This is a genomic window from Bacillus sp. D48C (genome assembly GCF_053345735.1).
Genome location: NZ_JBKFAQ010000001.1, coordinates 412636 through 436020 on the forward strand (window position 1 = coordinate 412636; position 23385 = coordinate 436020).

Annotated in this window: 22 protein-coding genes, 1 pseudogene and 1 other annotated feature; of the genes and pseudogenes, 18 read left to right on the top strand and 5 right to left on the bottom strand. The window is 36.6% G+C overall.

Annotated elements, in window-relative coordinates:
• Positions 1-58 precede the first annotated feature (58 nt).
• The 12 genes from ACLBXA_RS02230 (at position 59) to pheA (ending at position 12115) form a co-directional block, all read left to right on the top strand.
• On the top strand, positions 59-1447 hold the full coding sequence (locus ACLBXA_RS02230) for an Rne/Rng family ribonuclease (protein ID WP_000855476.1): 1389 nt from the start codon (positions 59-61) through the stop codon (positions 1445-1447).
• 77 nt (positions 1448-1524) lie between these two features.
• Positions 1525-1602, top strand: a sequence feature (ribosomal protein L21 leader region).
• 14 nt (positions 1603-1616) lie between these two features.
• A complete protein-coding gene (gene rplU, locus ACLBXA_RS02235; RefSeq protein WP_000270907.1) occupies positions 1617-1925 on the top strand; it encodes a 50S ribosomal protein L21 in 309 nt (102 codons plus the stop codon).
• Positions 1926-1936: 11 nt separating this feature from the next.
• Positions 1937-2281 carry a ribosomal-processing cysteine protease Prp gene (locus ACLBXA_RS02240; RefSeq protein ID WP_002082112.1) on the top strand — a complete coding sequence of 115 codons (345 nt, stop codon included), beginning with the start codon at positions 1937-1939 and terminating at the stop codon, positions 2279-2281.
• A gap of 3 nt (positions 2282-2284) precedes the next feature.
• Positions 2285-2575, top strand: a complete 291-nt coding sequence (gene rpmA, locus ACLBXA_RS02245; RefSeq protein ID WP_000944957.1) for a 50S ribosomal protein L27 — start codon at positions 2285-2287, stop codon at positions 2573-2575.
• A 63-nt stretch (positions 2576-2638) separates the two neighbouring features.
• Positions 2639-3181: a sporulation initiation phosphotransferase B gene (locus ACLBXA_RS02250; RefSeq protein ID WP_001003585.1), complete on the top strand. Its 543-nt coding sequence runs from the start codon at positions 2639-2641 to the stop codon at positions 3179-3181.
• Between the two features lie 4 nt (positions 3182-3185).
• A complete protein-coding gene (obgE, locus tag ACLBXA_RS02255; RefSeq protein WP_000497121.1) occupies positions 3186-4472 on the top strand; it encodes a GTPase ObgE in 1287 nt (428 codons plus the stop codon).
• Positions 4473-4660: 188 nt separating this feature from the next.
• A complete protein-coding gene (locus ACLBXA_RS02260; protein ID WP_002082113.1) occupies positions 4661-5368 on the top strand; it encodes a response regulator transcription factor in 708 nt (235 codons plus the stop codon).
• On the top strand, positions 5358-6440 hold the full coding sequence (locus tag ACLBXA_RS02265; RefSeq protein ID WP_000865417.1) for a HAMP domain-containing histidine kinase: 1083 nt from the start codon (positions 5358-5360) through the stop codon (positions 6438-6440). The genes ACLBXA_RS02260 and ACLBXA_RS02265 overlap by 11 nt, the downstream gene beginning before the upstream one ends.
• A gap of 93 nt (positions 6441-6533) precedes the next feature.
• Positions 6534-7310 (top strand): ABC transporter ATP-binding protein, encoded by a 777-nt coding sequence (locus ACLBXA_RS02270; protein ID WP_000114530.1) that lies wholly within the window; start codon positions 6534-6536, stop codon positions 7308-7310.
• Positions 7285-9207, top strand: a complete 1923-nt coding sequence (locus ACLBXA_RS02275) for an ABC transporter permease (protein WP_001011408.1) — start codon at positions 7285-7287, stop codon at positions 9205-9207. The genes ACLBXA_RS02270 and ACLBXA_RS02275 overlap by 26 nt, the downstream gene beginning before the upstream one ends.
• A gap of 49 nt (positions 9208-9256) precedes the next feature.
• Positions 9257-11167: an ABC transporter permease gene (locus tag ACLBXA_RS02280; protein ID WP_001026364.1), complete on the top strand. Its 1911-nt coding sequence runs from the start codon at positions 9257-9259 to the stop codon at positions 11165-11167.
• Positions 11168-11263: 96 nt separating this feature from the next.
• Entirely contained in the window at positions 11264-12115 is an 852-nt protein-coding gene (gene pheA / locus ACLBXA_RS02285; protein ID WP_000621701.1) for a prephenate dehydratase, read from the top strand.
• A 177-nt stretch (positions 12116-12292) separates the two neighbouring features.
• Here the strand turns inward: pheA and ACLBXA_RS02290 are convergent, their stop codons facing one another.
• The 4 genes from ACLBXA_RS02290 to ACLBXA_RS02305 form a co-directional block, all read right to left on the bottom strand.
• Positions 12293-12763 (bottom strand): hypothetical protein, encoded by a 471-nt coding sequence (locus ACLBXA_RS02290; RefSeq protein ID WP_000796366.1) that lies wholly within the window; start codon positions 12761-12763, stop codon positions 12293-12295.
• Between the two features lie 192 nt (positions 12764-12955).
• On the bottom strand, positions 12956-13603 hold the full coding sequence (locus tag ACLBXA_RS02295) for an MOSC domain-containing protein (RefSeq protein ID WP_000511662.1): 648 nt from the start codon (positions 13601-13603) through the stop codon (positions 12956-12958).
• Positions 13604-13682: 79 nt separating this feature from the next.
• Positions 13683-14225: a transcription repressor NadR gene (locus ACLBXA_RS02300; RefSeq protein WP_000812273.1), complete on the bottom strand. Its 543-nt coding sequence runs from the start codon at positions 14223-14225 to the stop codon at positions 13683-13685.
• On the bottom strand, positions 14225-15367 hold the full coding sequence (locus tag ACLBXA_RS02305; RefSeq protein ID WP_000973781.1) for an IscS subfamily cysteine desulfurase: 1143 nt from the start codon (positions 15365-15367) through the stop codon (positions 14225-14227). Before ACLBXA_RS02305 ends, ACLBXA_RS02300 begins: the two co-directional genes overlap by 1 nt.
• 152 nt (positions 15368-15519) lie before the next feature.
• Here ACLBXA_RS02305 and nadB point away from each other — a divergent pair, with 152 nt between their 5' ends.
• The 5 genes and pseudogenes from nadB to ACLBXA_RS02330 all read left to right on the top strand — a co-directional run bounded on the left by nadB (position 15520) and on the right by ACLBXA_RS02330 (position 21952).
• Positions 15520-17049, top strand: a complete 1530-nt coding sequence (nadB, locus tag ACLBXA_RS02310; RefSeq protein WP_001138543.1) for an L-aspartate oxidase — start codon at positions 15520-15522, stop codon at positions 17047-17049.
• Positions 17050-17068: 19 nt separating this feature from the next.
• Complete coding sequence (gene nadC / locus ACLBXA_RS02315; RefSeq protein WP_001092241.1) at positions 17069-17902, top strand: carboxylating nicotinate-nucleotide diphosphorylase; 834 nt, start codon at positions 17069-17071, stop codon at positions 17900-17902.
• Positions 17903-17933: 31 nt separating this feature from the next.
• The gene (nadA, locus tag ACLBXA_RS02320) at positions 17934-19040 is read left to right on the top strand and encodes a quinolinate synthase NadA (protein WP_000025283.1); all 1107 of its coding nucleotides are present in this window, start codon (positions 17934-17936) and stop codon (positions 19038-19040) included.
• Between the two features lie 226 nt (positions 19041-19266).
• Positions 19267-19423 (top strand): annotated as a pseudogene (gene safA, locus ACLBXA_RS02325) (SafA/ExsA family spore coat assembly protein); the annotation flags it as partial.
• A gap of 1881 nt (positions 19424-21304) precedes the next feature.
• Entirely contained in the window at positions 21305-21952 is a 648-nt protein-coding gene (locus ACLBXA_RS02330) for a YhcN/YlaJ family sporulation lipoprotein (RefSeq protein WP_001093530.1), read from the top strand.
• Between the two features lie 33 nt (positions 21953-21985).
• On the opposite strand, the gene ACLBXA_RS02335 is transcribed toward ACLBXA_RS02330, so the two are convergent.
• The gene (locus tag ACLBXA_RS02335) at positions 21986-22366 is read right to left on the bottom strand and encodes a hypothetical protein (RefSeq protein WP_000874881.1); all 381 of its coding nucleotides are present in this window, start codon (positions 22364-22366) and stop codon (positions 21986-21988) included.
• Between the two features lie 481 nt (positions 22367-22847).
• On the opposite strand from ACLBXA_RS02335, the gene ACLBXA_RS02340 reads away from it, so the two are divergent.
• A complete protein-coding gene (locus tag ACLBXA_RS02340) occupies positions 22848-23378 on the top strand; it encodes a BofC C-terminal domain-containing protein (protein ID WP_000871202.1) in 531 nt (176 codons plus the stop codon).
• Positions 23379-23385 lie beyond the last annotated feature (7 nt).

The following is a 23385-nucleotide window of genomic DNA, read 5'->3' on the forward strand; positions in this document are numbered from 1 at the left end:
TAGCACTAACCTTTTATTATTGTAAAAGCAAAGAAGATTATAAAGTGAGGAAATAATTTTGAAAACGTTATATGTGAATTACGCTGGATCGGAAAAGCGCGTTGCAATTGAAGAGAAGAAAAAAATTGTTGAGTTTTTATGGAAACGTAATGAAGAGCAAGAGATTGTTGGGCATATTTATGCCGGACGTATCGTAAGAACAATCGCTGGAATGAACGCAGCATTTGTAAACATCGGTTTAGAAAAACATGCGTATCTTTCATACGATGATGTACCATCTTGTTATCGTATACATGAAGGGCAAGCGATTCTCGTACAAGTTGTAAAAGAGGCAATTGATACGAAAGGGCCTAAATTGACAGCGAATATAGAATTTACCGGGAAATATGTCGTTTATATGCCGTTTGATGAGATGCGCGCTGTTTCTCGGAAAATAAAAAATAATAAAAAAAGACAACAGTTACTCCAAATTGAGGTAGAAGGAACAGGGGGTTACATTTTCCGCTCTGCTTCTGAAAAAGGAGCGATTGAAGAAATACAAGCTGAAATGCAAATGTTACAGCAGTTATATGAAGAGCTAAAAAGAAAAGAGGGCCAAGGAAAGGCGCCGTTATTACTTCATCGACCGGCCACCTTTTTAGATCGTGTATTCCAAGAGAATCCGATTGAAACAATTGAAAAAGTAGTTGTAGATACAAGAAGTATAGTAAAAGAATTAGAGGGAAAGATTGGAAAAGAAAAAGTGTCTTTTTATAATGAAAAATCTTCAATGTTTAACCATTTTGGAATAGAGCGTGAAATCGAGAAAGCACTTCAAAAAATTGTATGGCTCCCGAATGGTGCTTATTTAATTGTGGAACAAATGGAGACGATGACTGTAATTGATGTGAATACGGGCAAGTTTACTGGAAAACAGAATTTACAAGATACAGTCCTTCGTACAAATGAAGTGGCAGCTGAAGAGATTGCACGTCAATTAAGACTGCGTGATATCGGTGGTATGATATTAATTGATTTTATTAATATGAAAAGAAGAGAAGATAAAGAAATGGTAAGAGAATGTCTCATGGCTGCTATGCAAAATGATCGCACATATACAAGAGTGCTTGGGTTTACAGAGTTAGGGATTTTAGAGATGACACGTAAACGTAAGAAACATTCTTTACGCGACGTATTACTAGAAGAATGTGTACCGTGCAAAGCGACGGGGTATATGATGTCATATGAGACAATTGCGTATGAGTTAGAGAGAGAGCTAATTACATATGGCAATATAGAGGATGAGGCAGTATTAATCGCTGCACCTAAAGACTTGCAAAAACAATTTTTGCAAAAAGAATTACAAAAAAATATTCCATTTGAAATTTATTTCAAAGATGATATGATCGAAAAGTATGCAATTGTCCGTTTTGGAAGTAAAACAGAAATTGTAGAGCGGAAAAAATAGTTAGCAGAACATTTATTGACAACCGTCTATGATTCATGATAACATCTTTATGTTATAGTTTATAGCACCTAAACGGCTATATGCTACAACCGCACAAGACAGGTTCCCTAAAGGCATATATGTCTACCTCGTTTTTGGCGAGTCTTAGTAATTAAGAGGAGGTGCAAGTATGTACGCAATTATCGAAACAGGTGGAAAACAAATTAAAGTTGAAGCTGGTCAAGCAATCTACATTGAAAAATTAGATGTTGAAGCTGGTGAAACTGTTACTTTTGACAAAGTTCTTTTCGTTGGTGGCGAAAACGTTAAAGTTGGTAGCCCAGTTGTAGAAGGTGCAACAGTTACTGCGAAAGTTGAAAAACAAGGTCGCGCTAAGAAAATTATCGTTTTCAAATACAAAGCGAAAAAGAACAATCGTAAGAAACAAGGTCATCGTCAACCTTACACTAAGCTAGTTGTTGAAGCTATCAACGCTTAATCCAGGTTAACATGATTAAAATTACGATAAGTCGCACGAAATTAGGAAGTATCCAATCATTTAAAATGACTGGACATGCCGATTATGCGCCACATGGACAAGACCTTGTCTGTGCTGGAACTACAGCGGTTGTGTTTGGTTCTATAAATGCAGTGGAAGAACTTTGTAATGTGCAGGCAACTATTGAACTCGGAAGTGATGGCGGATTCTTAACGTATGAATTGCCTAATGATTTAGACGTTCATACAGTAGAAAAAGCACAGATACTTTTGGAAGGATTGGTTGTTTCGCTTAAGACGATCGAACTTGATTACGGAAAGTATATCCGTTTAATAGAAAAAGTGCAGGAGGTGTAACGTATGTTAAGATTAGATCTTCAGTTTTTCGCATCTAAGAAAGGTGTAGGTAGTACAAAGAACGGTCGTGACTCTCAGTCAAAACGTCTTGGTGCTAAACGCGCAGATGGTCAAACGGTTTCAGGTGGTTCAATTCTTTACCGTCAACGCGGTACAAAAATTTATCCAGGTGTTAACGTTGGTCGTGGTGGCGATGACACTTTATACGCGAAAGTTGACGGCGTAGTACGCTTTGAGCGTCTTGGCCGTGACCGCAAACAAGTGAGCGTATATCCTGTTGCTCAAGAAGCATAAGAACTCACGGAAAACTCTAACCTGAGTGCAGGTTAGAGTTTTTCTATATTAAGGGGTATCTAAATGAATGAAAAATGGACAATTATAGATGCATTGCGCCATTCAAGACATGATTGGCTCAATCGTATGCAGATGGTGAAAGGAAACCTTTCCCTTGGAAAAGTGGAAGAAATTCATAGTCTCATCGATCGTTTTGTCCAAGAAGCGAGACAAGAATCCAATCTGATGGGGCTATCAATGCCTTTATTTTCAGAGTGGATTTTAACATATAATTGGAAACAGCAGCCGTGCTTATTGGAGTACGAAGTATTAGGGAAATTACATAACTTATCTCACTTAGATGAGACTGTATGTACATGGACGAATCAATTTTTCTCGATGCTTCAGCATAGTTTAGACGTATATGTTGAAAATTATGTTTGTATCACAATTGAATGTGACGCGGATAATGCTCGTTTCTTTTTTGATTTTCGTGGTAAGCTAACGAGTGTAGAAGAACTACAGAATTGGCTTGCGACCCAAAACAATAAATGGTATTCCATTTCTTATACAGTGCGAGACGAAGAAGTCTCAGTTATATTACAACCAATTGAAAAAGTGTGGTGAAATAATGTTTGTAGATCAGGTCAAGATATATGTAAAAGGCGGCGACGGTGGTAACGGTATGGTTGCGTATCGTCGTGAGAAGTATGTTCCTAAAGGTGGCCCAGCAGGTGGCGACGGCGGTAAAGGTGCAGATGTTGTTTTCGTAGTTGAGGAAGGCTTACGTACATTAATGGACTTCCGCTACCAACGTCATTTCAAAGCTGATCGCGGTCAGCACGGAATGAGTAAAGGTCAGCACGGACGTAAATCTGAAGATTTAATCGTAAAGGTTCCACCAGGAACAATAGTAAAAGATGAAAAAACTGGTCAAATTCTTGCCGATTTAGTAACGCATGAACAAACTGCTGTAATCGCAAGAGGTGGCCGTGGTGGCCGTGGTAACTCACGTTTCGCAACAGCTACGAACCCAGCACCAGAAATCGCTGAAAACGGAGAACCAGGTCAAGAACGTGATGTCATTCTAGAACTTAAAGTACTAGCAGATGTTGGACTTGTTGGATTCCCAAGTGTAGGTAAATCTACATTATTATCTGTTGTATCATCAGCACGTCCGAAAATTGCAGAGTATCACTTTACAACAATCGTTCCGAATCTTGGTGTTGTTGAAACTGGTGATAACCGCAGCTTCGTGATGGCTGACCTTCCTGGACTAATTGAAGGCGCACATGCTGGCGTTGGACTTGGACACCAATTCTTACGTCATATCGAGCGTACACGTGTAATTGTACATGTTATTGATATGTCTGGTTTAGAAGGCCGTGAGCCATATGAAGATTATGTTACAATTAATAATGAATTAAAAGAATACAATATGCGTTTAACAGAGCGTCCGCAAGTTGTTGTAGCAAACAAAATGGATATGCCAGATGCAGAAGAGAACTTACAAGCATTTAAAGAGAAAGTGGGAGACGAAGTAAAAATCTTCCCAATTTCAGCTGTAACGAAACAAGGTGTTCGTGATTTACTATTTGAAGTAGCGAACTTATTAGAAACAACACCAGAATTCCCAATGTACGATGTTGTCGAAGAGTCTGAAGCAAGTGTAATGTATAAATTTGATGCTGAAAGTCTTAAATTTGAAATTACACGTGAAAGTGACGGCACATTTGTTATTTCTGGTTACGATATCGAGAAGACATTCAAAATGACAGACTTCTCACGTGATGAATCTATACGTCGTTTCGCTCGCCAAATGCGCGGAATGGGTATTGATGAAGCGCTTCGTGCACGTGGTGCAAAAGACGGAGATATTGTAAAAATTCTTGAATATGAATTTGAATTTATCGATTAAGACTGCCGAAATATGGCAGTCTTTTTTTTATCCCACTATTTGCCCGTAGAACCTCCACTGATTAAAGTATCACTTTATATTGCAATAGTTAGATTATTATAGGGAAAAATCCCCACTAATTAAATTTTCAATTTATAATGGAAAAAGGAGTAAATGTAGAAGAATTCTTTTATGGGGAGAAAAAGAACATGTATAAAATATTAATTGTAGAAGATGATGAGAAAATTGCGGGAATATTAGAGGAGCATTTAGAAAGGTATGGCTATCAATCATTTAGAGCAAGTGATTTACGTCATATAAAAGATGAGTTTGTAAAAATAAATCCTCATCTTGTGTTACTTGATATTAACTTACCGTACTTTGACGGTTTTTATTGGTGTCGTCAAATTCGTACTGTATCGAATGCGCCGATTATTTTTGTTTCTGCAAGAACAGGGGAAATGGATCAAGTGATGGCGATTGAAAATGGCGGCGATGATTATATTACGAAGCCATTCCATTTAGATATCGTAATGGCAAAGGTGAAGAGTGCGCTTCGCCGTGGCTATGGAGAGTATGCCTCTGCTGCTGAGAGTGATTGTTTAGGTGTAAATGGACTGTTGTTATTCCCGTCCCAGCATATCGTTGAGTGGCAGGGACAACAAACTGAACTGACAAAAAATGAGTTTTACTTATTAGAGTGTTTAATGAAACAGGTGAATCAATATGTAACGCGTGAAGAACTGTTAGAAGCTCTATGGGATGAAGTAGCATTTGTGGATGATAATACATTAACCGTAAATGTAAAACGTGTAAGGAAGAAACTAGAAGAGCTAGGCATTAAAAATGCAATTGTAACGAAACGTGGATATGGTTATGCGCTTCTTACGGAGTGGGGCGAAGGGCATGAAGGTTAAAAATTACCTCGTGGATCGCTTTCCTTTAATTCTTTCTTATATTGTTAGCCTTTGTTTATTTGGGCTCGTTTTGCAGTTGCAAAGTCTTTTAGAAAAGAAATCCATTGATTGGAGTACGTGGTTATATGGACTTTTATTAGGAACAGTTGTGTTTACTGTATACCTCATTTACGATTATCGAAAACGGAGTGTGTTTTTAAAGAGGATCGAAAAGTACGTTACTGGCGGAAATACATTACATGACTCTTTACTTATTGATGAATCTTATACATCAGAGCAAGAAATGGTCGTTGAATCTTTTACGTTATTAAGACAGCAATATATGAATGAAATTCATAAACAGCATGCGAAAGAGCAACAGCAAATGATATTTATGAACCAATGGATTCACCAAATGAAAACACCAGTATCTGTTATTGAATTATTGTTGCAGAAGTTTGGCAAAGAGCATCGTGAGGCAAGAGTAACAGTTGAAAGTATCCGTGAAGAAAATAACCGTATACTAAATGGGTTAGATTTAGCGTTACATATGGCAAGACTAGAGCAGTTTGCGAAAGATTATAAGGTAGAAGTAGTAAATGTTATAGATATCGTGCGAGGTATTATTAATGAAAACCGAAAATCCTTCATTCAATCGTCTGTATTCCCGAAAGTGATGTTTGAAGAAGATACTTGTATGGTTGCATCTGATAGAAAATGGCTGAGCATTGCTATAGGTCAAATTGTTGTAAACGCAATCAAGTATACCAAAATTTCAGCGGTAGAGAAAAAAGAAATTCAATTTCAAATTGAAGAGAAAAATCAAAAGGTGTTATTACATATTAAGGACAATGGAATTGGTATTCCAGAGCAAGACGTAAAGCGCATATTTGACCCATTCTTTACGGGAATAAATGGACGTAAAACGAGAGAAGCGACTGGGATGGGCTTATATATTACGAAGGAAATTTGCGATAATTTACATCATGGAATGTATGTTCAATCGGCTGAAGGAGAAGGGACAACATTCACGTTCCAATTTGCAAAAGATGAAGAATATCATACATTGATGAGAAAAATGACAAAACTGTAAGATAACAAAACGTTTTGTAAGGGAAATCACTCGTTTCTTTTTCTTATTTTTCTTATAGTAAATGTAAGAAGAAAACACATAGGGGGATTAGAAATGAGTGTTCTTGAAGTAAAAGGATTAACGAAGGTGTACCAATCAAAAGGTTCAGTAGCGACGACTGCTTTAAACGATATAAATTTTAAAATAGAAGAAGGCGAATTTGTAGGGATTATGGGTCCTTCGGGAAGCGGGAAAACAACGCTTTTAAATTTATTGGCGACAATTGATAAGCAAACTTCAGGTCATGTGCTTGTAAATGGGGAAGAAATTAATCAAATGCGTGCTGCAAAATTAGCGGAGTTTCGCCGTACACATTTAGGGTTCATCTTCCAAGATTTTAACTTACTTGATACGTTATCTATTAAAGAAAACATTATTTTACCACTTGTAATGGCGAAGAAATCTGTAAATGAAATCGATGCGAAAGTACTGGAAATTGCGAAGTTTTTAAACATCGAAGAAATTTTAAATAAAAAAGTATACGAAGTATCAGGCGGACAACAGCAACGTGCAGCAGCTGCGAGAGCGATTATTCATGAGCCTACGTTAATTTTAGCAGATGAGCCGACTGGAAACTTAGATTCGAAGTCAGCAAAATCATTAATGAGCGCGTTGCAAGACTTACATGAACAAAAGAAAGTGACAATTGCAATGGTAACGCATGATCCAGTAGCAGCGAGTTATTGCGAACGTATTCTATTCATTCGCGACGGAGAAATTTTCTCAGAAATACATAAAGGAAGAACGAAACAAGCCTTTTTCCAAGAAATTCTGGACGTACTTGCGATGCTAGGAGGAGAATATCATGAACTTTCGCCAGCTCGCGCTTAATAACGTAAAAGGGAATTGGCGTAACTATAAAGCGTTTCTTATAAGTAGTTGTTTATCGATTGTCGTATTTTTCATGTATGCTTCTTTTATTTATCATCCAGATGTCGTAAGCGGTAATATTAGTATGAGAAAGATGATTACAAAAGGATTAGAATCGATGAATTATATTGTGGTCATCTTCTCGGCACTCTTTATTTTATATGCAAATTCAACGTTTTTACGAGCAAGAAAAAAAGAGTTTGGTCTACTAACATTAATAGGCGGAACGAAATCGCAGCTCGGCCGAATGATTATATTAGAACAACTGATGTTAGGTGGTATTGCAATTGTAGTTGGTATTGGGGTTGGAATGCTTTGTTCAAAATTATTTTTCCAAGCGTTAAGCGTATTATTGAAAATAGATAAGACACTTCCACTCGTTTGGAATAGTAAAGCAGTTCTTATTACAGCTGGTGTATACTTTATTCTATTTTTAATCCTATCATTATTTAGTGTTTGGACAGTAGGACGCTTGCAAATTATTGATTTATTAAGAGAAGCAAGAAAGCAAAAAGTAGAGCCGTTTGCATTTACATGGTTAAGTGTAGTTGGTATAGGATGTATTATTGCTGCATATGTACTTAGCTTCCAAGTAACGTTTCTGAATTTCATCATCCTCTTTTTACCGGTGGTAGGACTGACAATTGGCGGAACGTATTTACTATTTACACAAGGTAGTACAGTTGTATTAAAAGCATTACAAAAAAGAAAGCAATCTTTCTATACGTATCCAAATATGTTTGTTCTTAGCAACCTTATTTATAAAATGAAAGATAATGCTCGTTTTCTATTTGTAATTTCTATTATTACGGCGATTGTATCCTCGGCAGTTGGCACGCTTTACGTATATTTTGAAAATTTGAGTGCGAAAACGGTAGAACTTACACCACATGCTATCTCATATGAGGAAAAGGGGTTAAATACATATAGCCTTATTAATGAAGAAAAGGTACAGGAGCTTGTGAAGAGACACGGGTTTGAAGATGCGCGAAAAGTAACATACATAAAACTACCAGCAACACAGAAAATAACGTTGTTTAATAGTGAACATGAAGTACCGATGACGATTATTTCAGAAAAAGAATATAATGCGGAAGTGCGTAAACAAAAGAGAGAGCAACCTTCAGAAATTCATAATGCAATGGGTAGTGCAACGATGGTTATGGTTGATATGTCAAATGAACTGATGAAGATAGATCGTACGAAACCGTATGAATTTACAATTAACGGACAAAAGCAGTCTGTTCAATTAAATGCCCCAACGCAGTATTCTGTTTTTAATGATAGTGAATATCTCGTTGTAAATGATCAAGATTTTGAGAAATATGCAAAACTCGTACCAGATGAAGAAAAGAGGAAATATTACGGTTATTATATTGAGGATTGGAAAAGTACAGAAGATCTTGTATTAGATTTGAAAAATGAAATTGCACCAGAAAAGCAAGGAGAATTGAGAAATTCAGTGTTTGCGTATAAGGATATAAGAGAAGGTGGAGCAATTACAATGTTCATCGGTTTCTTCGTAGCAGTACTGTTCTTCTTCTTCGCTTGTAGTATGACATACTTTAAATGGTTTAACGATAAAGAACAAGATCGTATTCAATTTAAATCGTTAAAGAGAATCGGTATGACAGATAAAGAAATTCGCAAAATTGCGATTCGACAAATGGGAGTTATCTTCTTTATCCCAATTTTAATCGGTTCCATTCATAGTGGAGTTGCTCTTCATACGTTAGGGAAAATGCTTTATATTGATTTGTGGAAATCAGGTGCGCTTGTAATTGGAGCATACATTTTAGCTTCTGCCATTTACTTTATGATCGCGCAAAGAGGATATTTAAAACACGTAAAAAGCTAGGGGAATCTCTAGCTTTTTGCCTATGTAGTAAGTTACAGGAGGACGATAGATGAACATTCGGCAACTAGCGCTGCAAAATATAAAAGGAAATTGGCGTAATTATAAAGTGTTTTTCTTAAGTAGTTGTTTTGCAATATTTGCTTCTTACGCATATATGTCTGTCATTGTGCATCCATATATGCAAGAGACGATGTGGTATCAAAACGTACGCTGGGGACTTATCATATGTAATGTTATAATCATTTCTTTTTTCGTCATATTTATTTTGTACTCTACTTCTATTTTCATAGAAGCACGTAAGAAAGAATTAGGGTTATATATGTTAATGGGAGCAACGAAGTCTAACGTAATAGGAGTGATTATGACCGAGCAAATTTTAATTGGGGTCTTCGCGAATATTTTCGGTATTGGGCTTGGTATGATATTTTTAAAACTCTTTTTTATGGTATTTAGTATGTTACTGGGGCTTCCGAAAGAACTGCCTGTCATATTTGACGTAAGGGCGATTGGTGTAACATTTATTACATATATAGTCGTTTTTATTCTATTATCTTTTATAAGTGCTTTACGTATATGGAATATAAAAATCATTCGGTTATTGAAAGAATTTCGAACAGATAAAAAAGAGAAGAAAACATCAAAGTGGCTCTGTTTATTCGGTTTTGCTTGTTTAGTGGGCGGGTATGCGTTGGCGCTACAAGTGACGATGGCTACGATAGCGATATACTTTTTCCCTGTGTCTATACTTGTCTTTTTTGGAACGTACTTTTCTTTCGCGCATGGTGCTACCCAAGTGTTAGAAATGATAAAGCGAAATAAAAAGATTATGTATACATATCCGTATTTATTTATAGTGAATCAATTGTCACATCGAATGAAGGAAAATGGTCGCTTTTTCTTTCTGATGTCTATGGCAACGACGTTTGTAGTTACAGCAACAGGTACGGTGTTCTTATATTTTTCTAGCATGCAAGATATGTGGCGAACTGGAGGGATACACTCGTTTTCGTACATAGAAAAAGGTATTTCTACTCATGAAGTCTTTGAAGAAGGTGCGGTTGAAAAATTACTGCATCAATATGAGTATGATGATTTTCAATATATGAGTTTTATTGGAGTGTATGCATCCTTTCAGTCTAATAAGGGAGAAACAACAATAGCACCGCTTATAAAAGAAAGTGAATATAACCAAGAAGCGAGGAAACAAAAACAGAAAACGTATCGTCCTAAAAAAGGTACAGTGACACTCGTTTATTATAATAAATACAATAATTCGAATGTATATAATCAAAAAGAGATTCAATTGCGAGTAATGAATCAACCATATCAATTCGTATTTAACGGTCAGAAAGAAGGTGTTCAATTTAACCATCATCCCTCGTACATTAATGGTCTGTTCTTCGTTATGAATGATGAAGATTTTGACAGTATAGCAAATCAGGTTCCTGATTCTGAAAAAATGATATATAGAGGCTACACATTACCAAATATCGAAAAGACGAAGAAATTAAATGAAGATTTACGGAAACATATGAAACAAGATAATAATGCATTTCGAAGCAATATGGAGTTATATGTAAATATGAAAGAAGGCGGCGATATTACTCTATTTGTAGGCTCATTTATTAGTATATTATTTTTTCTTACTTCATGTAGTATCGTGTATTTTAAATGGTTCCATAATATTGCATCGGACCGAAAGCAGTATGGTGCACTCTCTAAACTTGGAATGACGAAGGAAGAAGTATGGAAAATTTCTCGTTGGCAATTATGTATGCTATTTTTTGCGCCAATTATAGTAGGGAGTATGCATAGTGCAGTTGCGTTATATACGTTTCATAATACGCTTTTTATGGATGGATCATTAAGAAAAGTAGGTTTGTTCATTCTGTTTTATATCGCAGCATGTATCATTTATTTCTTCTTCGCTCAAAGAGAATATAAGAAACATTTAGACTAGCGAAAGCTAGTCTTTTTTTAATATTCGAAATTTGCATAGAAGAATATAAAAAAGTATGGTATAACAGTAAGAAAACGAAAAAGAGGGGAAAAGACGATGATTCGAGTAGGATATTTAGGACCAGAAGCAACATTTACAAATATGGCGGTGAGTCGTTTTTTTCCGGAAGCAGAGCATGTACCGTATCGAACGATTCCAGATTGTATAGATGCAGCTGCAAATGAAAATGTAGACTTCGCAGTTGTACCGTTAGAAAATGCAATAGAAGGTTCAGTGAATATAACGGTTGATTACCTTGTACATGAGCAGCCGCTTTCCATTGTAGGAGAAATTACAGTACCAATTCAGCAGCATTTACTTGTACATCCGCAGTATGCAGAAGTGTGGGATGAAGTATATGCGGTGCATTCTCATCCGCATGCCATTGCACAGTGCCATAAATTTTTAAATGAAGAATTAAAAGGAGTAACTGTTCGAGATATGACATCCACAAGTGCCGCTGCGCAATATGTGAAAGAACATCCTGAAGAGAAAATTGCCGCTATTGCAAATGAAGCAGCTGCAGAAAAATATGGATTAACAATTGTGAGGCGTAGCATTCATACGCATAAAAATAATCACACACGTTTCCTAGTACTCCATAAGAAAAAGAAAGCAGTACTCCCGAATAACGGAGAGAACCGCGGAGAGAAAACGACGCTTATGATAACGTTACCTGCAGATTATGCAGGTGCCCTATATCAAGTGTTATCAGCTTTCGCATGGAGAAAATTAAACTTATCAAAAATCGAATCGCGTCCGATGAAAACAGGTCTTGGAAATTACTTTTTCTTAATCGATGTCGATAAAGCGTATGATGACGTATTATTGCCAGGCGTAACTATGGAACTTGAAGCACTCGGTTTTTCTGTTACTGTGCTGGGGAGTTATTCTTCTTATTGGTTGTAAAGGGAGCTGTTGTTAAACTTGTTTGAAATGAAAAGTTGTTTATCGGTTTGAGGCAGAGTAAGCTATCGATTCTATTGGAGTAAGTGATGTAATTAAGCTAGCAAAATAAAGAAGCCGTCCTAAAAGATATTTTAGGACGGCTTTCTGTTAGGAATAGGTCACTCTTTTGTCGTGTTTTTAGTACGCATCATTACAACTATTATAATAATAGGATTCATCATTGTTCGAATTACCGCAGCAAATACAATTCGTTTGTTGTATTAATAGATTAAGTGTAGATGGAGCTACAGTATCTGAGAAAGTAATACTCAAAACATCTTCTACTAAAAATGTTTTAATATCTCCTGGTGTTAAGGTAAATGTAAGTGGAGAGCGATGGTTTAATCTTGCAATTGTTAATCTAATCGTTGTTGCAAATGCAGGACTGAAACTAAATTTAATAAGTGTCTTATTATGATTTTTAGTGAAGTTTTCAAATACAGTTCGAGGAATTCCAGTTGTTATATCAAGATCTTGAGGGGTATCTTCCGTACCGAAAATAGTATAGTTCTGTATAAAACAGTTAGTTGAATCTGAATTTGAAGAATTACATGGATGATCATTTTTCTTATAATATTTTTTTCCATTTTTTAAGAAGTAATCTGCCATAACTAATCACTCCCTTCATATATAAGGGTTAAAGGTTGTCCATATATAATATGAAATATATTTTTATATGTTTGGACGTGAAGGAAGAGAAAATAAAAATACTCCCATTAGATAAACAGATTTTTATTTTTTATCTGTCTACCTAATGGGGAGCATATCAGAACTTAATACTGTTTTACCTGGTGGGATTCTTTATTTTAACTTCACAAGACGCTCTTCTAACTGACCACGCCAAATATCAGCTAGTTCTGGAACAGCAAGAATTTTTTCTATGCCATCTTTATCTTTTCTATTATGAAAATAGATTTCGTTAGAGAACAACACAGAAATATTGCTCGGTTGACGTTCTAGTAATGTAATTTTAGAATCTTTACGTACAGTACCTTCTTGAAGAACACGGCATAGGTAGCCAGTAAATCCAGTTGCTACAATGCGCGGCAAAATGCCAGGAATACCGAGGCGTTTTGAAATAGTGCTACAAGGTACTCTTGCTTGTGTCACTTGAATGATTGCTTCACCTAGTTGATATGTATCTCCGATGCAAACATCACGCTCTAACATATTTGTTACGGTAATGTTTTCGCCAAATGTGGAAGCTGGAAGCGTAGTTTGAAATTCCTCTTCCCATAGTGCGTAATGCTCGTGTGGGTATACACAAACAGCTCGATCAGGACCGCCATGATGTTTTAAATCTGCTACGTCATCGCCGAGGAATCCATCTTTTGAGAGGAAAGCTTCTTCTGTAAGTTCCTTACATATACCAGTAATCATTTCTTTATCTTCGCTATATTTCATTTGTTTCGGTTTGCCAATGCTAAAGTGAACGAGTTTAATTCCCATAAGTGATCTCCTTTACGATTGATTACAATATTATAGCATTAAAAAAGCACAGAGAATTATAAAAACTCTGTGCTTTACATTAATAAACGAGAAATCCTGCTTTATCCAGTGCCTTGCAAGCAGCATCTAACTTTTCTTTAGAATCGGCCTCAATTGTATGTAAGTGAATACCATCTGTTAGTTGCGAAAGGTAAGAAGCATTTGTGTTTTCTATTTTTTGTAAATATTGTTCTACATCAAAGCGATTACTTACCATAATAGATGCTGTTAAATCGCCGTATACAGGATGCTCAACTTTTACGTCTTTAATCGTAACACCGTGATCAACAAGCATTGTAAGTTCTTGACGTACTTCTGCTGGTTTGTGCTGGCATACGATTACGCGTTCAAAAGCTTGTTGTTTCTCTTGTGGCTTTAAATATAAATAGCCTTGAGCAGTCGCAATAATTGGTTCGTTTCGTGCTTTAAGTAAGGAAATATCTTGCACGATAACTTGCCTACTTACGTTTGTCTTCTTCGATAGTTCATTTCCAGATAACGGCTCATTTGCAGCGAGAAGCCACTGGAGGATAAGCTGTCGTCTTTCTTCACCTAAAATCTTTTTTTGTTCATTTTGTTTCATTATGATTTAACACCTCTATAAAATTGATTTCCAATTGTGTGTAGTGCATGAATAGTAGTATCAATTTGATCTTTCGTTGTTTGTTGTCCGAAAGAGAAGCGGACATATTGTTTGGCCTCTTCATACGTTTTTCCAATTGCAAGCATGGTTTTCGAAGGTTCTTGTTTACCGACTTGGCAAGCACTTCCGGTGGAAATGGCAATACCATGACGATTACATTCTAGCATAGTATATTGACCTTCTATTCCTTTTATTGTAACCCCAACAATATGTGGTAAACAAGAAGTAGAATGACCTTCTACTTCAATTTCTAGCGGAAGTGTTTGTATTTGCTCTAAAAAGTAGGATCGTAACTCTTTAAAACGTAAACTTTCTTCCCATTGAGTTTTTAATATATTTTCAGCAGCTGTTAAAAAAGATGCGATGCCGGGAACGTTAACTGTACCTGGGCGAAATCCTTTTTCGTGAGAAGTTCCTGGAAATACTTGTTCCCAGCGAGATTGCGGATTTATGTAGCAAGCGCCGACACCTTTTGGTCCGTATATTTTATGTGCTGAAACAGAAAGACTATCAATCCCCATCTCAAAAACATGGATAGGCAGTTTACCAAACGTTTGCACACAATCCGTATGAAATAAAACATTATATTTTTTCAAAATTGCCCCGATTTCTGTAATGTTTTGAACGGTTCCGATTTCAGAGTTTCCATGCTGTATACTTGCTAGCACAGTATCTTCTGTAATAGATGCCTCTAAATCTACTAAACAAATGAGTCCGCTTTTATCAACAGGAATTTCAGTGATCGTATAGCCTTTTGATTTTAGAGATTGAAAATAACTTCGAATGGATGCATGTTCCATAGGTGTCGTAATAATATGCTTCTTATTTCGGGCATTTAGAAGTGATTGGATTGCAAGATAGTTTGATTCTGAGCCACCGCTTGTGAAGAATACTCCTTGTTCTTTTCCACCAATCATTTCCGCGAATGTTTTTCGGCAAACTTGTAATAAAGAAGAAGCCGTTCCTCCAATGTCATGTAAACTTTGTTCATTTCCGAAGTATTGAGAAGCTGCTTTCATATATGTTTGTAACGCTTCCTCGCTCATAGGTGTAGTAGCTGCATAGTCAAGATATATCATCATGTAAGTTCCTCTCTCTAGTAAGAGTTACATTTCTTTTACTTTTTAAATGGTAGTGAAAATAAGAATTATAAAAAAACTCTTGTCATTATTTTAAAACTATGTAAATATAGGTGTCAAGACAGTTGAAAAGTGTAAAGTAGGAGGCAACAATTATGCCAAGTGCAGATGTCTTAATTATTGGAAGTGGCGTTGCGGCACTTCGTGTTGCAAAAGAGATTTGTCACGAAAAGAATGTGATTATTATCACAAAGGAGACGAAACGTAATAATAATACACATTTAGCTCAAGGTGGAATTGCCGCAGCGGTAGCTACATATGACAATCCTAATGATCATTTTGAAGATACGTTAGTAGCAGGGTGTCATTATAATAATGAAGAAGTGGTCCGTTATTTAGTCGAGGAAGGGCCGAAAGAAATTAATAACCTTATTGAAAGAGGAATGAAATTTGATGGAGATGAAACAGGTCCTCATCTTGGAAAAGAAGGAGCGCATCGAAAACGTCGTATTTTACATGCAGGTGGCGATGCAACAGGAAAGAATTTATTAGAGCATCTTATTCAAGAAGTAGCTCCATACGTTACGGTAGTGGAACAGGAAATGGTGCTCGATTTTATTATAGAAAAAGATAAATGTGTTGGGGCTTTAACTCGTAACAATAAAGGAGAACTGAAACGTTACAATGCAGATTATACGGTGTTAGCTTCAGGCGGTATTGGCGGTTTATACGCCTTTACTTCTAATGATGAGACAATTACAGGCGATGGACTTGCAATGGTGTACCGTGCAGGCGGAGAGCTTGTAGATTTAGAGTTTATACAATTTCATCCGACGATGTTATACGCGGGTGGGCGTTGTTCCGGCCTCGTGTCCGAAGCTGTTCGCGGAGAAGGAGCTGTTCTTATAAATGGAAAAGGGCAGCGTTTTATGATGGATATACATTCCGAACAGGATCTAGCGCCTCGTGATGTAGTCGCAAGGGCTATTCATGAACAGCTACTTGTGGGTGAAAAAGTGTACTTAAACATCGAAATGATTCAAAACTTTGAACAACGCTTTCCGACCGTGTCATCGATATGTAAAACAAATGGAGTCGATATAAATAAAAAACTTATTCCAGTCGTGCCCGGTACTCATTTTCACATGGGCGGCGTGAAAACGAACTGTGATGGAGAGACGTCTATTCCGAACCTATACGCAGTCGGTGAAGTAGCTTGTAATGGGGTTCATGGTGCAAATAGATTAGCGAGTAATTCATTATTAGAAGGTCTTGTGTTTGGAAAAAGAATCGGACGACACATTTTATCTAGAGAGACAAAAGAAAAGGTGAGCATGCTAGCCGAAAAGGAAGCGAAGTTTATCGTTCTGAATCATTTACCGACGAAAGAAGAAATACAAAAATGCATGATGAAATATGTTGGGATTGTGCGAACAGAGCAAAGTTTATCTTATGCGAAGAGATGGCTTAGTAAGTACGGTGTTCGAAATATGATATTACAACATGATGTTCTTACGAATGAAGAGATAACACTTATTAATATGTTAACGGTTTGTGAGCTTATAGTTGTGTCAGCTCTGCAAAGAGAAGAAAGTATTGGTGGGCATTACCGGAGTGATTATCCAGATAGAAATGTAGGAAAGAAAGAGATTGTTCGAGTAAAGAGAAAACTACAACTTGTGTGATGAGGGGAAGAGGGGCTTTATGAACACGATAAAAGTGAAAGAAGCATTAAATCGATTTTTTTTAGAAGATATAGGAGAAAGAGATGTAACATCTCAGCTTATTTTTCCAGATAACTTGCTTTCAAAAGGAACGTTTCTTTCGAAGGATACAGGGGTCTTTGCAGGACGTTTAGTAATTGAATCGGGATTTAAATTAATAGATGAGAGAATTGAAGTAGAGCTTCATAAAAAAGATGGGGATCTTGTAGAAAAAGGCGAAATCATTGCAACTGTGCAAGGTCCAATTGCATCGTTATTAACAGCAGAGCGCGTTATATTAAATGTTATCCAGCGTATGAGCGGAATAGCGACGATGACGCGTAAAGCGGTTCTTGCTTTAGATAGCAGCCATACACGTATTTGTGATACGCGAAAAACAATGCCGGGGCTACGTATGTTTGATAAGTATGCAGTCGTGTGCGGAGGAGGATTTAATCACCGTTTCGGTTTATATGATGGTGTCATGATCAAAGACAATCATATTGCCTTTGCGGGTTCTATTACGAAAGCTGTTACATCGCTGAAAGAAAAATTAGGACATATGGTGAAAGTAGAAGTGGAAACAGAAACGGAGGAGCAAGTGAGAGAGGCTGTAGCGGCTGGTGCGGATATTATTATGTTTGATAACCGTACGCCAGATGAGATTAGAGAGTTTTCAAAGATTGTACCAAGTGCCATCGTTACGGAAGCATCAGGAGGCATTACAATTGAAGATTTATCGAAATACGGAAAAACAGGGGTAGATTATATTTCACTTGGAGCGTTAACACATTCAGTGAAAGCACTTGATATTAGTTTCAATATTGAAGGATAAGGAAAGTGGCTTAGAGGGGGGAGAAAGGAATATGAGTATTTTAGAAAAAGTGCAACCAATTGAAACGATGTTACCGGAGCGTTATCACAAGATGTCAAAAGAAGATATGGAAAAGCGTGTTCATGAAATTAAAGAAAAAATGGGAAAAATGTTATTCATTCCAGGACATCATTACCAAAAAGATGAAGTGGTACAATTTTCAGATGCAGCAGGGGATTCACTTCAGCTTGCGCAAGTTGCAGCGAGCAATAAAGACGCAAAGTATATTGTGTTTTGCGGGGTGCACTTTATGGCGGAAACAGCAGATATGTTAACGACAGATGATCAAATCGTTATTTTGCCAGATATGCGTGCAGGATGTTCGATGGCAGATATGGCAGATATTGAACAAACAGAAAGAGCGTGGAAAGAGCTCACGAAATTATTTGGAGATACGATGATTCCGTTAACGTATGTGAACTCTACAGCTGCAATTAAAGCGTTTTGTGGTCGTAACGGAGGAGCAACAGTAACTTCTTCTAATGCAAAGCAAATGGTATCTTGGGCGTTTACTCAAAAAGAACGTCTCGTCTTTTTACCGGATCAACATTTAGGAAGAAATACAGCGTACGACTTAGGTATCCCGTTAGATAAAATGGCAGTATGGGATCCGCATACTGATTCTTTAGAGTACGATGGAGATATAGAAGAAATTCAAGTGATTTTATGGAAAGGTCATTGTTCAGTTCATCAAAACTTTACAGTGAAAAACATAGAGAATGTACGAAAAAATCATCCGGATATGAATATTATTGTACATCCAGAATGTTGCTATGAAGTTGTAGCTGCTTCAGATTATGCAGGGTCAACGAAATATATTATTGATATGATTGAATCAGCGCCATCTGGTAGCAAATGGGCGATTGGTACAGAAATGAATTTAGTGAATCGAATTATTCAGCAACATCCAGATAAAGAAATTGTTTCGCTTAATCCATTTATGTGTCCATGTTTAACGATGAACCGAATTGATCTGCCTCACTTATTATGGGCACTTGAAACGATAGAAAGAGGAGAAGAAATTAATGTTATTAGTGTAGATAAACAAGTAACGGCAGAAGCGGTTCTTGCATTAAATCGTATGTTAGAGCGTGTGTAAAGCAACGGTATTCCCGTTGCTTTTTTTCATGCACATAATCATAACGAGAACGAAATGGGCATACATTGTTGTGAAGAAATCATTGCGATTTTTTTATGCTTATTCCACTTCAAATGATATTGAAAATCGAAGAAGTGATGAAAGTGAAAAGAAGTTAACGTTATTTAGAAAGAGTTACTTCATGAGATTTGTTACTTATAGATAAGTTATACAGGAGGGGGAAAATTTGAAAATTCATATCGTGCAAAAAGGGGATACCCTTTGGAAAATTGCGAAAAAGTACGGAGTGGATTTTGATACGCTGAAACAAACAAATACACAACTTAGTAATCCTGATCTAATCATGCCAGGTATGAAAATTAAAGTGCCATCAAAGAGTGTTCATATGAAACAACAGGCTGGAGCAGGCTCAGCGCCTCCAAAGCAATACGTAAAAGAAGTGCAGCAAAAAGAATTTGCAGCAACACCAACTCCGCTTGGAATAGAAGATGAAGAAGAAGTTACGTATCAATCAGCACCAATTACACAGCAGCCAGCTATGCAACAAACACAAAAAGAAGTGCAAGTAAAACCGCAGAAGGAGATGCAAGTAAAGCCGCAAAAAGAAGTACAGGTGAAACCACAGAAGGAGATGCAGGTAAAGCCGCAAAAAGAGATGCAAAAAGAACAGCCAATTCAAAAAGAAAAACCAGTTGAAAAACCGTCTGTTATTCAAAAACCACCTGTGATAGAAAAACAAAAACCGGCGGAAAAAGAAAACACGAAGTTTTCGGTAAATGTATTACCGCAGCCGCCACAACCACCAATAAAACCAAAAAAGGAATATAAAATTTCAGATGTAATAAAAAAAGGAAGCGAGTTAATTGCTCCTCAAATTAGTAAAATGAAACCTAACAATATCATTTCTCCGCAAACGAAAAAAAACAATATAGTATCGCCGCAAGTGAAGAAAGAGAATGTAGGGAATATAATATCGCCGCAAGTGAAAAAAGAAAATGTAGGGAATATAATATCACCGCAAGTGAAGAAAGAAAATGTAGGGAATATAGTGTCACCGCAAGTGAAAAAAGAAAATGTAGGGAATATAGTGTCACCACAAGTGAAGAAAGAGAATGTAGGGAATATAATATCGCCGCAAGTGAAGAAAGAGAATGTAGGGAATATAGTGTCACCACAAGTGAAGAAAGAAAACGTAGGGAATATAGTATCACCAAATGTATCGAAAGAAAATGTAGTTATTCCACAAGTCATACCGCCAAATATTCAAATGCCAAATATAATGCCAATTATGGATAACAACCAACCACCAAATATGATGCCGATTATGGATAACAACCAACCACCGAATATGATGCCAATTATGGATAATAATCAAATGCCGAATATGATGCCAATTATGGATAATAATCAAATGCCGAATATGATGCCAATTATGGATAATAATCAAATGCCGAATATAATGCCAATTATGGATAACAACCAACCACCGAATATGATGCCAATTATGGATAATAATCAAATGCCGAATATGATGCCAATCATGGATAACAATCAACCACCAAATATGATGCCAATTATGGATAATAATCAAATGCCGAATATGATGCCAATTATGGATAATAATCAAATGCCGAATATGATGCCAATCATGGATAACAATCAAATGCCGAATATGATGCCAATTATGGATAACAATCAACCACCGAATATGATGCCATATCAAATGCCGTATCAACAGCCTATGATGCCGCCGAATCCATATTATCAACAACCAAATCCATATCAAATGCCATATCAGCAAGGGGCGCCGTTTGGACCGCAATATACGTCTATGCCAAACACGAATATGATGCCAATGGATAATAATATGCCGCCGCTTGTGCAGGGTGAGGAAGATTGTGGATGCGGAGGAGAAAGTAGACTATATAGTCCACAACCAGGCGGTCCGCAATATGCGAATCCTTTATATTATCAACCAACTCAATCTGCATATGCACCACAGCCAGGAACGATGTATTATCAACCAGATCCACCAAATGTATTTGGAGAGCCCATTTCAGAAGAAGAGGCCGAAGAAGAAGTTTAAAAAGGCGGGAGTATTTCCGCCTTTTTTGCATGCGTGTTAATTAAGGAAATGAAGGGTTTTTATGAAGTGCTAGAAAATTCCCAGTGAAATATTAACAGTGTAAAAACCCTCTCTGTTACTCATCATAAGAGGGAGCTTTTCAGAAGAGAAGCTCATTCTAACAGAGGGGGTTTTTGTATTGAATACGAAAGTAAAAGTGATTGCTGCTTCTTTGTTAGTTACCAGTGCATTAGCTGCATGTGGTACACCAAAAGATAACAATGCAATGGATGGACGTAACTACAATTACGAGCGTACATCTTATAATGATACACACCAGTATCGTGATAATGTAACGCGTAATGATCGCTATACAGATTATGTAACATATAGAAATGGTCGTAACGATACAGGATATAACAATTATTACCGAGATGTAAATTACAACGGTCAAATTGCTAATCCACATCCAACACGTAATATTACAATGAATAATTCATACATTAACAATGATGGTAAAACAGCAGAAAAAATTACAAATCGTGTGAAACGTATGAATAACGTGGACCGTGTGTCTACAGTTGTATATGGAAACGATGTGGCGATTGCGGTAAAACCGCGTAATACAGTGACAAATGAAACGGCGATGGCGAACGAAATTCGTCAAGCTGTTGTAAATGAAGTTGGAAACAGAAATGTCTATGTTTCTGTAAGAAATGATATGTTTACTCGTGTCGATGCAATGAGCACACGCCTACGTAACGGTACAGTTACAAACGATTTTAATCGTGATATAGGAAATATGTTCCGAGACATTCGTTACGGTTTAACTGGTACTATGCGATAGCAAAACAAAAGAGGAAGGGATAGCCCTTCCTCTTCATTCATCGTTGTCTTGTAAACGACGTTTTTTAATAAAATAACTAACGGAGTAAGAAACTAAAAAGCATATGAGGAAAACACTACCTGTTAGAATAGCTTTAAATAGAGGTCTTTCAGGAATGAAAATGAGATAAATAATAGTAATAATAATTCCAATAAGAAGAGAGCGTAAAACAAGCTTGTAATAAGGGGTTAATTTTATTTCCTTTTCGCCTTCTTCTACATCGATTGAAACACTTAACTGTAAATAAGCAAGTAAAATACTCGTAAGCATAAATAATAGCCATAATGGAGATTTCGTAATTTGATCAATTCCTTCAGTGAATCCGATATAGCCTAAAATCTCAACTACCCCAATGTATTGAAAAAGAAAGGCCATACGTATGTTTTTTAACGTTTGAAGAATGAGACGTTCATCCTTTATTTTTTCACAATATTCATCCCCTACTTATTATGATTTCGCTTTTATATCTATTGTAATATATATTACAATTATCAATTTATAATTTACATAAAATAATTTGGATGAAAGAGGAAATAAGATATTTTTATAAACATGTTGCACTTATACTTTATTAATGTTATATTAACAAAGCGATGAGCTAATTTACGTAAGACGAGAGATATGCTTAAGTGCTAAACACGCGAATGTGGTCGCCTGGTCTCTCGCCGTAAACGCATCAAGACGCCTGCTTTGCAGGCGTCTTTCATTTTATATAAAAGTAAATGATACATGCAGATGAGGTAAATGCCTATCTGCATTTTTTATTTTTTCGAAAGAAATGTAATATGGATAAAACCCCCATTTCCGGAAAAACTACTAATGAAAGTTTGATTTTGCCTAGAAGAGGTGAACGGAAATGAAATGGATACTGATTGCGGTGCAAGCTTTCGTTATGATGTTTTGTTTCGTTTATGAAACGAATGTGAAGGCGGAAGGGCCAGTACCAGAAGTAACGAAAAAAGAACCCGAAGTTACAATTTTATTAGAGCGTATGTATGTTGATGGAGAAGTAAGTGAGGAAATACTTACAGAAAAAGTGGTGGATTTAGAAAAGTTTTTACAGCAGTATAAAGAATGGCAGCTCGTTGATCGTGATGATGTACAAATTGTATTGCAAAAGAAAGTTGATGATATTTCTCCGTTATTAAAAACGAGCGGTTATTTTGGCGTGTCAGAGGAAGGGATATTACAAATTTTCAAAGGTGTACCGAAAAGTGATAATGCGATTCACTCCTTCTTCCAAATTGATATGAAAAAGCTTGAGAGTTATGAGCGTGCGAAATTGAAGCGTGGTATTCGGATTAAATCAAAAGAAGGTTTTGTGAGAACGATTGAAAAAATGAAGCAATACGCAGTGCAAAATAAGAAAAAAAGCAGCTCATGGTGAGCTGCTT